Origin of the sequence: Paenibacillus sp. MY03, assembly GCF_002165585.1 — a bacterium.
GTDB lineage: Bacteria > Bacillota > Bacilli > Paenibacillales > Paenibacillaceae > Pristimantibacillus > Pristimantibacillus agaridevorans.
The window spans coordinates 38343-50586 of record NZ_MXQD01000030.1 but is presented as its reverse complement, the minus strand read 5'-3'; the positions used below and the strand labels follow the sequence as shown (position 1 = coordinate 50586).

Here is a 12244-nt window from a genome sequence, read left to right as displayed (position 1 = left end):
ATCAGATGAATGTCACCCTTCGCGCCGTAGAAAGTATCCCTCGACTTGCCCTAACATGAGGTTGTAAGGCAATCGCGTTTCGGTCGTCCTGACCGGATGGCGGTGGGGCCTAATAATCTTGAGGGGGATTTTCAAGTGAAAAAATCAGCATTGTCCATCCTTAGCGTATTGCTCGTTATGACGATGTTCATAGCGGCTTGCGGCAATAACGGCGGCAATAACACGAGCACGGGCGGCAACGCCACAGCAACCGACAAGCCTGTGGAAGCGACAGAGAAACCGACAGATAAGCCGGCTGAGAAAGTGGAGCTTCGCGTATTCTCCACATTCGGCGGAACGGATGCCGCGAAGGAAGCCTTCCAAGCCGTCATCGACGAATTTACGACAGCCAACCCGAACGTGAAAGTCGTTAACGACGTGATGTCCGCGAACGACGACGGCTTCCGTACGAAAGTCAACACCGACATGACAAGCGGCAACGAGCCGGATCTGCTGTTCTACTTCGTGGGCGCTGATGCCAACGAGATCATCAAAGCCGGCAAAGTGGTGGCGATGGATGAGATCCTGGACGGCGACGCGGCTTGGAAGGGCGGATTCGCGCCTGCGGCTCTGGACTTCGTAAAGAACGCTTCCCCTGACGGGAAAACGTACGCGATTCCTCTGACGGGCTTCTTCGAAGGTCTGATGGTCAACAAAAAGCTGTTCGAAGAGAACGGCGTCGAGCTTCCAACCGACTGGGATAAAATGAAAGCCGCAGTAAGCGCGTTTGCGAAGAAAGGCATCATTCCTTTGTCCGGACCGTTCGACCAGTCCCACTACCTGATCGAGCACTTCGTGCTGGCCGCTGCCGGTTCCGAGGGTCAGAACAAAGGTTTGAAAGACGGCATCGATCCGAACTGGGAAAAAGGTTTCGCGGCTATGAAAGAACTGTATGACCTGGGCGCATTTCCGCAGGACGCGGCGACGATTGACCTCGGCATGGCGGGGAACTACTACTCCGAAGGCCTGGCCGCTATGATTCTGGAAGGCTCGTGGGCGATCGGCGGCTTCTCTGACGACGTGAAGGCGAATACGACGGTTCTTCCTTTCCCTGCGATTCCAGGCGGAGTGGGCACAGGCAAAGATGTAGTAGGCGGCTTCGGCACCGGTTTCTACATGTCGCAAGCGGCTTACGACAACGCGGCTAAAAAAGACGCAACCATCGCACTCTTGAAACACCTGACATCCGCGGCAAGCATCAAAACGATCGCAACGGCGAACGGCGGCACTCCGGCGGCTGCCGGCGTACAGCCGGAAGGTGTGGCGCAAGCCGTGCTAGACGGTTTCGCGATGGTATCCGAAGCCACTTCCGTTAACGGACCGATCGACTCCAAGGTGAAGCCGGAGACATTTACCGAGCTTCGCAAAGTACAACCGATGCTGAAAGGTGAAAAAACGCCAACTCAGCTTCTGGAAGCGGCGAAAGCCATCGAGGTGCAGTAATCGCAATCAGCGAGAACCATTCGAACGCATGAACGCATAGCCGCCGCCGCTCTACATGACAGGGAGCGGCGGCGTTATTCTACGGCCATCATGCGCCAGAAAATAAACATCAAAGGTGATAAGGATGAAGGGCGATCGTAAGTATATCTTCTTATTTCTGCTGCCGGCAGCAGTCTTTATGTCGATATTCCTGTACTACCCGTTCTTTAAGAGCATGTACTTAAGCTTCTTCCGGACGAGTGGTTTCTTTAGCAAGACGTTTGTCGGATTCGACAACTATGCTCGAATGTTTTCCGACGAGCTATTAGGGGCTGCCACGCTGCACACGCTGGAATTGATGTTATACGTTATCGTATTCCAAGTCGGCATCGCCCTTATTCTGGCCGTATTGGTCGACAATGTAACCTGGGGCAAAGGCTTCTTCCGGATGGTGTTTTTCTTCCCGGTCGTGATCTCCGGAACGGCCATCGCTCTGCTGTTCGTCCTGTTCTACAATTTCCAGTTCGGCCTGCTTAACAACATTCTTCAGAATCTCGGTTTCGATAAAATATTATGGCTTAGCGAAAGCAACGCGCTCAAGGCGGTTGCGGTTCCAACCGTGTGGCATTATGTCGGCTTCTACTTCGTGCTGTTCCTGACGGCGATGTCCAAGATTCCCGCGGATTTTTACGAGGCGGCCAAGCTCGAGGGTATTACCGGCGTCAAAAAGACGTTCCTGCTTACGATTCCTCTTATTATGAGCGATATCAAAGTCGTGATTACGCTGGCGATCACGGGTACGCTGAAAGTATTCGAATTCATATTCGTTCTCACCCGCGGCCAAAGCGGCACGGAAGTGCTCGGAACTTATATGTACAAGAAAGCGCTCGTGGATCAGAACTTCGGCTACGGCTCGACGATCGCGATCTATATCGTGGTATTCGGCGTCTTGCTGTCGCTGCTCGCCAACCGTCTGCTGAAGAGAGACGAAATCACATACTAAGCTGGCAATAGGGGTGTACGACGATGCAACAATCTGTCAAAAGAGAGCTTGGGCCTAGAAGCGTTACGATGAAGAGGCGCAGCTTCCCGCTGGGTACGATTCTAATGTACGCCGTCTTATTCGGCTGGTCGCTCACAACCATCTACGCGTTGTTCTGGATCGTGAACAATTCGTTCAAAGTATCCCGGGAAGTCATGAACAACTCGTTTAAACTCGCATTGGATCCAGTCATGGTTAACTATACAAACGCGTTCGACCGCATCAATATCGGCAAAGGTTATCTTAACAGTCTCATTATGTCCGGCAGCACCGTGCTGCTCGTGCTTCTGTTCGGCGGCTTGGCCGCATACGTGTTGTCCCGGTTCCAATTCCGCGGCAGGAAGGTCATCTTCTCGATCTTGTACGCCAGTCTGCTCATTCCCGCTTTCGCGACTGTCGTTCCCGTCTACGAGCTGCTCATTCATTGGAAGCTGGCCAACACGTACGGCGGTCTTATCTTCCCGCAGACGGCTGGCAACCTGACGTTCGCCATTCTCGTTCTTGCGGGTTATCTGTCCACCATTCCGAAGGAGTTGGAGGAAGCGGCGTTCATCGACGGCTGCAACCGCTGGACGATGTTCATAAAGATCTTCCTGCCGATCGGTCGGCCGGCATTTGCCTCCGCGAGCATCTTTGTTTTCCTGTGGTCGTACAACGACCTGTTCTCCGCCCTGATCTTCGTCAGCAAGGAGAACGTTCGCCCGATCGTGCTGCTCCTTAGCGAAATCAGCTCGCAATACGGCACGGACTTTGGCCTTATGGCTACCGCCGTATCCTTGACGGTCGTGCCGGTACTCATTATCTATTTGTTTATCCAGAAGTATATCGAGAAGGGACTGACGGAGGGCGCAGTTAAGGGATGAGGGCTCGATGCGGGCCAGAAAGTGCAACTACGACTTCGACTCCGCAAGATATACATGAGCCACGCACCAGCCGATCGTGATCGGCCAGGGCGTGGCTGGTTGGCGTTGATCGGGGGGATTTCTAGTCGGTTTTCTTTTTCTTGGACGAGAAGTTGGTCACGGACTTGGCGTCTTCGATCGTGTCATTGACGAAGGCCATATCCTGATTCTTTGCTTTCATATGCGTAGTGCCTTTGTAATTGCCCTTGCGGGATTGATTTTCCATGCGGAGTCACCTCCTCTGACGGTAGTATTGCCGGGATACGGCTGGCGTCATTCGGAACTACAATCGTTATTAATGAATCGGCGATTTGCCAGCGTAGTTATTCTCTTGATCTGCTGCTCAAAGATTTTGTTTTTTTGTAAATTATGTATCCCAAAGTACATGAAAACAAGTACAAAACAAAAGTGAAACCTATGTTCCATCCGTTAAGATAAACCACTTTTCCCGAAAAAACATAAACGCTCTCAAGCAATGTTTTAATTAATGTCGCTGAAGGAATAACAACCCAACTTTTTCTTCCGTTTTGGATTATCCGTACAGTTAATACTGCGATTACAGCGAATACTCCCAAATTGTATGGGATAAAAGAAAGGTTGCCGTAATCCTTTGGTGTAAGGTGCCACCAATTCATAAAGTATCCAATATCATTGATAACAAAGGAAATTAAAGCGCCGATGGAACCAACATGAAACACAAAAGGCAGGTCTTTCATTATTAAGTAAAGTCCAAGTATCCACGGTATTATGAATCCTAAAATTATATCCATCAACACAGAAATAGTTCACCTCAAAAACATTATCGCCAGAATTAATAACTTTTAGGCTCACTAAGCCGCTTGGCAGAACTCTGTTGCCTGGTCGTCTTGTTTGGCTTCAACCAAAAGCAATACGGGAAGTGACAAAAAGGCTGGGAATCGAAAACTAGGTTTCCCAGCCTCTATTCTACAGAGCGTTGCTCAACTTATGCCTTCATATCCTGCAGCCCCGGGCTATGCTCGTTCGGCATGTCGCCGAAGACCGGGAGAGGGAAGCCGTTAGGTGGAGGCGTGACGGCCAATTGGCCGCCGTTGCGGCTTGGCGTCTTGCCCTCGAATACTTCGCCGATACGCGTCGGGTCAAGGCGGTAGTTGAATTGGGCGTTGTGGTAGCCCAGGTCGACGTATTTGCGGCATTCCGGATACTTGTTGAGATCGTAGTTCGGCACGGGGAAGAGCGAACCCCACTCCACGCCGAGCGTCTCTAACGCCTTCGCGAACGCATTCTGATGCGCATTGTCCCTAACCATCAGGAACGCTAGCGTCTCGCGGAACGTTTTGTTGGAGCTCATCTCGTAAATGCGGGATTTCTGAAGAACCCCGGTGGATTCCAGCACCACGTTGTTCAACATGTCGCTGATTAGATTGCCGTGATTATAGACGTAGCTGCCCAGCCACGGATTCCCGGCGGCATCGACGGGCAAAGAGCCTTGAGCGCCCATAATGTAATGATGCGGATTGGCGTGTTTGATCGCTTCGTCGAGGGGGGCATGGTCAACTCCCGCGTTGCCGGCCGAATCCTCGCCTGCACCGTCCATCAGTTGGTTGATCGTCTGCTGCACCAGCTCGACGTGGCTGATCTCCTCCAGGAACACGCCGCGGATCAGGTCGCGATATTGCGTGTCTTTGCCACGAAAGTTGCTGCTCTGGAAGAAATATTGCATCATGGTCCGCATTTCGCCGAATTGGCCGCCTAGCGTCTCCTGCATCACTTTGGCCGCGGACGGGTCGGGTTTGTCCTTCACGATTACGTTGATTAAATCCTCTTTATAGAAATACATGTTCATCCTCCTTAAACAAATGTGAATCCCCGATATTATTCGGATAAACTGATTTCAATATACTTCCAATGAACTCTCATCTCCAATATTGTAGATACCCCTAAGAGCTGCTGCTTCGCTTATCACTTTAACAATTGAACAATGGGATCGACTTGGCTTTAATATTGTACGGTCATAAGTTATAATGACCAAAGATGAAAAGACTAGGAGTTGATATAAATGCCACTCTCTTGTGGTATCGTCGGTCTGCCGAACGTCGGCAAATCGACTCTGTTTAACGCGATTACGCAAGCGGGCGCGGAGTCCGCGAACTATCCGTTCTGTACGATCGATCCGAACGTCGGCGTAGTCGAAGTACCGGACGAGCGTCTGAACAAGCTGGTGGAGCTGGTTGTGCCGAAGAGCATCGTACCGACGGCGTTCGAATTTGTTGATATTGCCGGACTGGTCGCAGGCGCGAGCAAAGGCGAAGGACTTGGCAACAAGTTCCTGGCCCATATTCGCGAGGTGGATGCGATTGTTCACGTCGTTCGCTGCTTCCAGGATGAGAACATTACGCACGTAGCTGGCAAAGTGGATCCCATCAGCGACATTACAACGATCAATCTGGAGCTTATTTTGGCGGACCTGGATTCCGTCGAGAAGAAGATTGAGCGTTCCCGCAAAAACCTCAAGTCCGGTGACAAGAAGATCGCTCAAGAGGTCGAGGTGCTGGAGCGTCTAAAGGAAGCTCTCTACAACGACAAGCCGGCTCGCAGCCTGGAGCTGACGGACGATGAGAAGCTGCTTGTACGGGATCTCCACCTGCTTACGATGAAGCCGGTGCTTTACGCGACAAACGTCAGCGAAGAAGAAGCGGCTGACACGGACGGCAACGAATACGTGCAGATCGTTCGCAAATACGCGGCAGAAGAAGGCGCGCAAGTCGTGCCGATCAGCGCGAAGGTAGAATCCGAGATCGCCGAGCTGGAAGGCGACGACAAAGCGATGTTCCTGGAAGAGCTCGGCATGGCGGAATCCGGTCTTAATCGTCTCATTAGCGCGGCATACAAGCTGCTGGGTCTCTACACGTACTTCACTGCCGGCGTGCAGGAAGTGCGCGCATGGACAATCCGTCAAGGAACCAAAGCGCCTCAGGCAGCCGGTGTTATCCATACCGACTTCGAACGCGGATTTATCCGTGCGGAAGTTGTGTCCTTCGAGGATCTCGCCGCGGCGGGTTCCATGGGAGCGGTTCGCGAGAAAGGCCAGCTTCGCCTTGAAGGCAAGGAATACGTTGTGCGCGACGGCGATGTCATGCATTTCCGTTTCAACGTATAAATCCATCTCAATAAACGTCCGTAACGGCTGCAGAACCGGCTACGGACGTTTTTATTTTTCTCGGCCGTGTGATGCAGGCTGGAAAATGTCTAGCAAATTGTGCTTATAGAAATCGATTGCCATTAGGATCCAGCTGTTGATATAATCGAGGAACAAACTTGAGCAATGGAGAAGGATGGGGAGTATGATGGCAAATATTCGATTATTGCAAGAAAATGAATTCGATGCTGCGATACGTCTGGCCGACAGCATCTTCCGCGATGATGAACATAGATCGATGCGGGATGCGTACCCGTTTGTATTCTCGCCAAGTCTGAGGCAATCCTATGGCGTATTTGTAAATAATGAGCTCGTGGCCTTCATGGGATTCGTACCAGCCATCATTCAGGTTGGAGAAGCCAGGCTGCATATATACTCCATCGGTGCGGTTTGCACGCATCCGGACGCAAGAGGCAACGGTTACGCGAGCCAATTATTATCGTCGGTATTCGCGCACGCCGATGCCGCGGGCGCTTCTCTTATATTAGTGTCGGGTAAACGTTCATTGTATGCAAGAGCGGGCTGTTATCCGTTTGGCAGAATGAAGAAGTATACACTGAATCAAGACAATATTAGGCAAATTCGATCATTCTCTGGAGATGTCGGGATTCGCATAAGGGAATGGCGCGCGACAGATCTGTTCAAGCTAGTCGAGCTTATGCGGACTAGAACCGCCTATTATGAGCAGAGCGTTAACGATCTGGCTGCGCTTATTCGTGCTGAAGCATTCGCCAGCAATGTGAAGATGCAGCACACGCTGCTTGTAGCTGAGAGACAAGGCGAACCTGTCGCATTCGTGATTATGGCAACGGGTGACAAGGCTTCTGCGCGCACTCCGTTTATTATAGAGTGGGCTGGCGAGCCGGAGGCGACTGCGGCCATTCTGGGCCATGCCATTCGTGCGTATGAGCTTCCGAATCTTGACATTCATGTCAACTGGTTTGAAACCGGCTTAAATGAAGTGATGGAGTCGATTCCTGCTTTGTCGGAACGGAATTCAGGCACCGTCCATATTGTAAATGTGGAACATTTGTGCAATCAACTTGGGCCGTATTGGCGCGCAAGGTCAACGGCGGGCTCTGACCTGGCAACGATGCTCCGGGATATGGACGACTCGGATCGCATTGCCTTATTATTTGATCCGACCGTCGGAGAAGACGGCCATCATTCCGCATTGCCGATTCCGTTCCCATATACGGTTGGGTTAAACTATGTATAGCAGGTGTCTTAATTGTAATAATCATAATAACGACAGTGCGGGGGAATAATGATGAAGAAGCCGACAACGATACATGATATAGCCAAAGCAGCCCAAGTTTCGTCAGCTACGGTATCCAGAGTAATGAGCAACAGCGGCTACCCGGTCAGCAAGCAGACAAAGGAGAAAATTTTAAAGGTCGCCAAGGATTTGAATTACATTCCGAACCTGATCGGCAAGCAGCTGAAGGAAAATAAAAGCCGGACGATTGGCGTCATTATCCCGACTATTGTTAACCCTTTTTACTCCTCCGTTATTTTCGGGATCGAAGAGGTCGCAAGGCAGAACGATTTTACGGTTGTAGCCTGTAATTCGCTCCACGACCCTACGCTCGAAGTCGAATACATCAGAACGATGGCGGAGAAACAGATCAAAGGGCTAATTATTTCGTCCATCTCCAAGGACAAGGCGCAACTTAAAAGCTTCATGAAAAACGGCCTCAATATCATCGCAATCGATCAAAAAATCGATGAAGACGATATTTCGCAAATCGAATTCGATTATCAAAAAGGCGGTTTCCTTGCGACGAAGCACCTGCAGAGCAAAGGCCACCAGCGAATTGGTTACATCACGTCGAAGATCGATCGGCCTAGCCGCCAAAGCATCGCCCAAGGTTATTTGGATGCGATGAAACTGGCCGGTCTTGATCCGATGATCGAGGAAGCAAATTCGGATGATGCCTATACGCCCTTATATGATTTCGATATCGGAAGAAAGCTGACCCAGCGAATGATGAAGGCAGAAGAACTCCCGACAGCCATTTTTGCATGCAACGATATGATGGCCTTCGGGGTCATACATGAATTGTCGCAGCAACAAATAAAAGTGCCGGAAGACATATCCGTTATGGGGTTTGACGGAATCGATTTTGGTCAAATGATGAATCCCCAGTTAACCACGATCAAGCAGCCCGATTATGAAATGGGCAGGATGGCTTGCAAGATGCTGCTAGATATCATGAATGGAGAAAACAAGCCGGTGTTCGACATCATGCTGCAGCCCAGGCTTATTGAGCGCGGCTCGGTAAATGAAATAAAAATAGTGACGCGCCGGTAAGTCTTCTTTCGACTTTATAGTACACGATTACTATATTGACTTCATAAAAACGTTAGATTAGACACTTTGGATTAATAATTATCAAAAAAACTTGTATTTGTAAACGCGATCATGATATACTCACGATAGAAATCGATTACTATAGTTTCTCTGGATAATGCAAATTTATAGTAATAATTTCTGAGCAGGGCTTTAAAATGCAGTTGGTCTTAAAATAAAACATGGGGAGTTGTTAATGTGAAAAAGAAATCGAGTTTAATGCTAATGTTGTTAATTTGTGTATTGGTTTTTACGGCTTGCGCGTCGAACAACAACAATGCGCCATCGAATTCGCCATCTAATGGAAATAATGGTCAGACTCAAACTCCGGATAAGCAAGTAAAGCTTACAATTGGCCTCCCGGGCAGTTACGAAGTAACCAGCAAAGATATTATTGACCGTTTTATCGAAACACACCCCCATATCAAGGTTGAGATACAAGAAGCGCCATGGGGTGACTTTACCTCCAAGATCGCTACACAGATTGCCGGCAACACGATGCCGGACGTCTGGTTCCAGGAGAATGCGACCATACTCGGTTATGGCAAGCGCGGAGTTGCAGAAGATTTGGCTCCTTATATAGAGAAAGACTTAAACGCATCTGATTACATTGAGGGTTTATTCTCGGCCAAAACGCCTGAAGGACAAGTATGGGGCATCCCGCACGGGATCAACCCGGTTGGCCTGGCTTATAACAAAGCGGCATTCGAAGCCGCGAACGTAGATCTGCCTACAGACGATTGGACATTCGCCGATTTAATCGAAGCGTCCAAGAAACTTACAATCAAAGAAGGTTCGGACACGAAGCAATTCGGATTTATCGGATCCTATTCCATCACGAACGGCTGGTTCCCGTGGATTAAACAAGCCGGCGGTTCCGCGCTCGATGAATCGAAGACGAAGTCCATGATCAATGATGCCAAGTCCATTGAAGGGCTGAAGCAGCTGCGTCAAGGAATTGAAGAAGGATACTTCACCAATAATGATTATGTAAAGGCCAACGGAGGGGAACTGGAGGTTTTCGCCAGCGGCAAGGGCGCTATGTATTTCATGCAATACAGCCTGCAAGTGGATATGAACGCCAATTTCCCGGATGCGGATTGGGATACGGTGAAGATGCCGAAGGCGGTTGACGGCAATCGCTATGTTCCGATGGTCGCCAATTCCTGGCTGGTTTCCTCTAGAGCGTCTGATGATGCCAAGGGTGCAGCGTGGGAATTCCTGAAGTTCTACCTGAGTGACGAAGCACAAAATATTGTTGCCGCAAGCGGCTCGACCTTGCCGGTTAAGCAGTCGGCTTATGAGTCTATTGTAAGCAGTCAAACCAAACCGCTGAATAAAAAGGCATTCACGGAAGGCATTGCAGAAGGCGGCACTACGCTGGATGAGAACGCCAGCTGGGCCGAGTGGAGAATTCTCGTGCAGCAAGAGGTAAACGAGGCGATCGTGAATCAGAACAAGACTGTTGAAGAAGCGACGGCAGACGCGCATAAAAAGGTGCAGGAAGTGTTGGACGCCAATCAATAACAGTTGTATTGAAGGGCGTGTGTCTCACGCCCTTTCAATTTTTAGAAAGGCGGGTGACTTATGCGGAAGCAAAGTTACTGGGGTTATATTTTTACGCTTCCATTCATTATTAATGTACTCGTATTCCTGTTGTTCCCGATTGCGTTCTCCGCTTATATTTCATTTACGCAATACGACTTGTTCAACGCGCCCAAATGGGTAGGCTTGGACAACTGGATAAACGTGCTTAAAAAAGAAGAATTCTGGATATCGATGCGCAACGTGTTCTACTTCGCGCTGGTGTTCGTTCCGCTTCAGTCCGGGATCGCCTTCATTGTGGCGTTTATGCTTAATCAGGCGATACGCGCAAAGGCGATGTTCCGACTGTTCTACTTCTTGCCGGTTGTTACGCCATGGCTCGCGGGCGGCGTTGTCTGGTCTTGGATGTTTAACTATCAATACGGCGTTTTCAACTGGTTTCTAAGTCTGGTCAATATCGATCCGGTTCGCTGGCTTGACAGCAAGTCATGGGTCGTTGTCATTACGAGCATCGCCCTGGTCAATGTATGGAAAGGTCTTGGACAATCCATGATTATTATTTTGGCAGGCATGCAAAATGTCCCCAAAGAGGTGCTGGAAGCGTCGCAGATTGACGGAGCGTCCGGGTGGAAGCAGCTTACCCGAATCGTCTTCCCGATGGTTACTCCGATGGTGTACATGGTCATGATTCTTTCGACGATATCCGCCTTCCATGCGTTCGATGTATTCCTTGGTTTGTTCGGCAGCATTCAGACCGGCATCCCGGAACGGAACATGATTCCGAACCTGCTCGTGTATCGGGATTCCTTCTTGCTCTTCAAAATGGGGCCGGCATCGGCAATGGCTTGGTTGCTCTTCTTCGTCATTCTGGTGATCACGCTGTTCCAACGTTACTTTGAAAAGAAGTGGGTGCATTATGACTAAGAATACACCATGGCCGCTTAAGTTGTTGATCTATGCGTTGCTCTTAGCTGGTGCGTTCGTGATGATATTTCCGTTTATCTGGATGATCTCCACATCGCTCAAGACGGTCGGCGCGATCTCGCAGATGCCGCCCAAGCTCATTCCGGACCCGATTGATTTCAGCAATTACACAACGGCTTGGACGAAGGTCAATTTCGGGAAGTATACATTCAACAGCTTTTTCATCGTTGTGTTCGACATGATCGGCTCCTTGTTTTCCTGTGCGGTTGTCGCTTTCGGACTTGCGTTGTTCAATTTCAAGGGGCGCGGCTTGATTTTTATGGTCATGCTAGCCACGCTAATGATTCCCGGTCAAGTCACGATGATTCCGACGTACTTTATCTGGAAGCAATTCCATGCGCTGGACACTTATTACCCGCTCATCGTCCCCAGCTTCCTGGCTGGCGCTTTCGGAATCTTTTTATTGCATCAGTACATGAAGGCTTTGCCGAAGGAGCTGTACGAATCCGCCGTTATTGACGGCTGCAGCCCTCCTGGCATATTCGCGCGGATCTACTTGCCGCTTTGCAAGCCGGCGTTGGCGGCGCTCGGGGTGTTTACCTTCATGGGTGCCTGGAACAATACGTTGGGACCGTTAATTTATTTGCAAACCAAAGAGCTTTATACGCTGCCGCTCGGGTTGTTGTACCTGAAGTCGGAAAATGTAAACCAAGCACTGCTTATGGCAGGCGCGGTTATTACAACTTTGCCCGTAGTCATCGTATACTTGTTCGCGCAAAAGCATTTTGTGCAAGGAATCGCTTCGACGGGCATGAAAGGCTAGGATCGGGAGATGAGAG

Annotated in this window: 12 protein-coding genes; 9 read left to right on the top strand and 3 right to left on the bottom strand. The window is 50.0% G+C overall.

Annotation, left to right across the window (positions count from 1 at the left end; genetic code table 11):
• Nucleotides 1-135: 135 nt before the first annotated feature.
• The 3 genes from B1748_RS21220 (at nt 136) to B1748_RS21210 (ending at nt 3366) form a co-directional block, all read left to right on the top strand.
• Nucleotides 136-1482, top strand: coding sequence for an ABC transporter substrate-binding protein (locus B1748_RS21220; RefSeq protein ID WP_087569947.1), 1347 nt, complete (start codon nt 136-138; stop codon nt 1480-1482).
• 124 nt (nt 1483-1606) lie between these two features.
• Nucleotides 1607-2464, top strand: a complete 858-nt coding sequence (locus tag B1748_RS21215; protein ID WP_087569946.1) for a carbohydrate ABC transporter permease — start codon at nt 1607-1609, stop codon at nt 2462-2464.
• Between the two features lie 23 nt (nt 2465-2487).
• Nucleotides 2488-3366, top strand: a complete 879-nt coding sequence (locus tag B1748_RS21210) for a carbohydrate ABC transporter permease (protein ID WP_087569945.1) — start codon at nt 2488-2490, stop codon at nt 3364-3366.
• A gap of 121 nt (nt 3367-3487) precedes the next feature.
• Here B1748_RS21210 and B1748_RS36950 read toward each other — a convergent pair whose 3' ends face one another.
• The 3 genes from B1748_RS36950 to B1748_RS21200 form a co-directional block, all read right to left on the bottom strand.
• Nucleotides 3488-3631, bottom strand: a complete 144-nt coding sequence (locus B1748_RS36950; RefSeq protein WP_179215721.1) for a hypothetical protein — start codon at nt 3629-3631, stop codon at nt 3488-3490.
• Nucleotides 3632-3728: 97 nt separating this feature from the next.
• A complete protein-coding gene (locus tag B1748_RS21205) occupies nt 3729-4181 on the bottom strand; it encodes a hypothetical protein (RefSeq protein ID WP_087569944.1) in 453 nt (150 codons plus the stop codon).
• Between the two features lie 188 nt (nt 4182-4369).
• Entirely contained in the window at nt 4370-5224 is an 855-nt protein-coding gene (locus B1748_RS21200; protein ID WP_087569943.1) for a manganese catalase family protein, read from the bottom strand.
• 219 nt (nt 5225-5443) lie between these two features.
• Between B1748_RS21200 and ychF the strand changes: the two genes are divergently transcribed.
• From ychF to B1748_RS21170, 6 genes are all read left to right on the top strand, one after another.
• A complete protein-coding gene (gene ychF, locus B1748_RS21195; RefSeq protein ID WP_087569942.1) occupies nt 5444-6544 on the top strand; it encodes a redox-regulated ATPase YchF in 1101 nt (366 codons plus the stop codon).
• A 184-nt stretch (nt 6545-6728) separates the two neighbouring features.
• Nucleotides 6729-7802 (top strand): GNAT family N-acetyltransferase, encoded by a 1074-nt coding sequence (locus B1748_RS21190; RefSeq protein ID WP_179215720.1) that lies wholly within the window; start codon nt 6729-6731, stop codon nt 7800-7802.
• Between the two features lie 51 nt (nt 7803-7853).
• Nucleotides 7854-8897, top strand: a complete 1044-nt coding sequence (locus tag B1748_RS21185) for a LacI family DNA-binding transcriptional regulator (protein ID WP_087569940.1) — start codon at nt 7854-7856, stop codon at nt 8895-8897.
• A gap of 237 nt (nt 8898-9134) precedes the next feature.
• On the top strand, nt 9135-10463 hold the full coding sequence (locus B1748_RS21180; protein ID WP_087569939.1) for an ABC transporter substrate-binding protein: 1329 nt from the start codon (nt 9135-9137) through the stop codon (nt 10461-10463).
• 60 nt (nt 10464-10523) lie between these two features.
• Nucleotides 10524-11405, top strand: coding sequence for a carbohydrate ABC transporter permease (locus tag B1748_RS21175; RefSeq protein ID WP_087569938.1), 882 nt, complete (start codon nt 10524-10526; stop codon nt 11403-11405).
• Nucleotides 11398-12228, top strand: a complete 831-nt coding sequence (locus B1748_RS21170) for a carbohydrate ABC transporter permease (protein WP_087569937.1) — start codon at nt 11398-11400, stop codon at nt 12226-12228. Before B1748_RS21175 ends, B1748_RS21170 begins: the two co-directional genes overlap by 8 nt.
• The last annotated feature ends 16 nt before the right edge of the window (nt 12229-12244 follow it).

Bases quoted from the DNA above. Each gene is read 5' to 3' on its own strand.
- B1748_RS36950 (WP_179215721.1), bottom strand. From the start codon at position 3,631: ATGGAAAATCAATCCCGCAAGGGCAATTACAAAGGCACTACGCATATG.
- B1748_RS21190 (WP_179215720.1), top strand. From the start codon at position 6,729: ATGATGGCAAATATTCGATTATTGCAAGAAAATGAATTCGATGCTGCG.
- B1748_RS21185 (WP_087569940.1), top strand. From the start codon at position 7,854: ATGAAGAAGCCGACAACGATACATGATATAGCCAAAGCAGCCCAAGTT.
- B1748_RS21170 (WP_087569937.1), top strand. From the start codon at position 11,398: ATGACTAAGAATACACCATGGCCGCTTAAGTTGTTGATCTATGCGTTG.
- ychF (WP_087569942.1), top strand. From the start codon at position 5,444: ATGCCACTCTCTTGTGGTATCGTCGGTCTGCCGAACGTCGGCAAATCG.
- B1748_RS21175 (WP_087569938.1), top strand. From the start codon at position 10,524: ATGCGGAAGCAAAGTTACTGGGGTTATATTTTTACGCTTCCATTCATT.
- B1748_RS21210 (WP_087569945.1), top strand. From the start codon at position 2,488: ATGCAACAATCTGTCAAAAGAGAGCTTGGGCCTAGAAGCGTTACGATG.
- B1748_RS21200 (WP_087569943.1), bottom strand. From the start codon at position 5,224: ATGTATTTCTATAAAGAGGATTTAATCAACGTAATCGTGAAGGACAAA.
- B1748_RS21215 (WP_087569946.1), top strand. From the start codon at position 1,607: ATGAAGGGCGATCGTAAGTATATCTTCTTATTTCTGCTGCCGGCAGCA.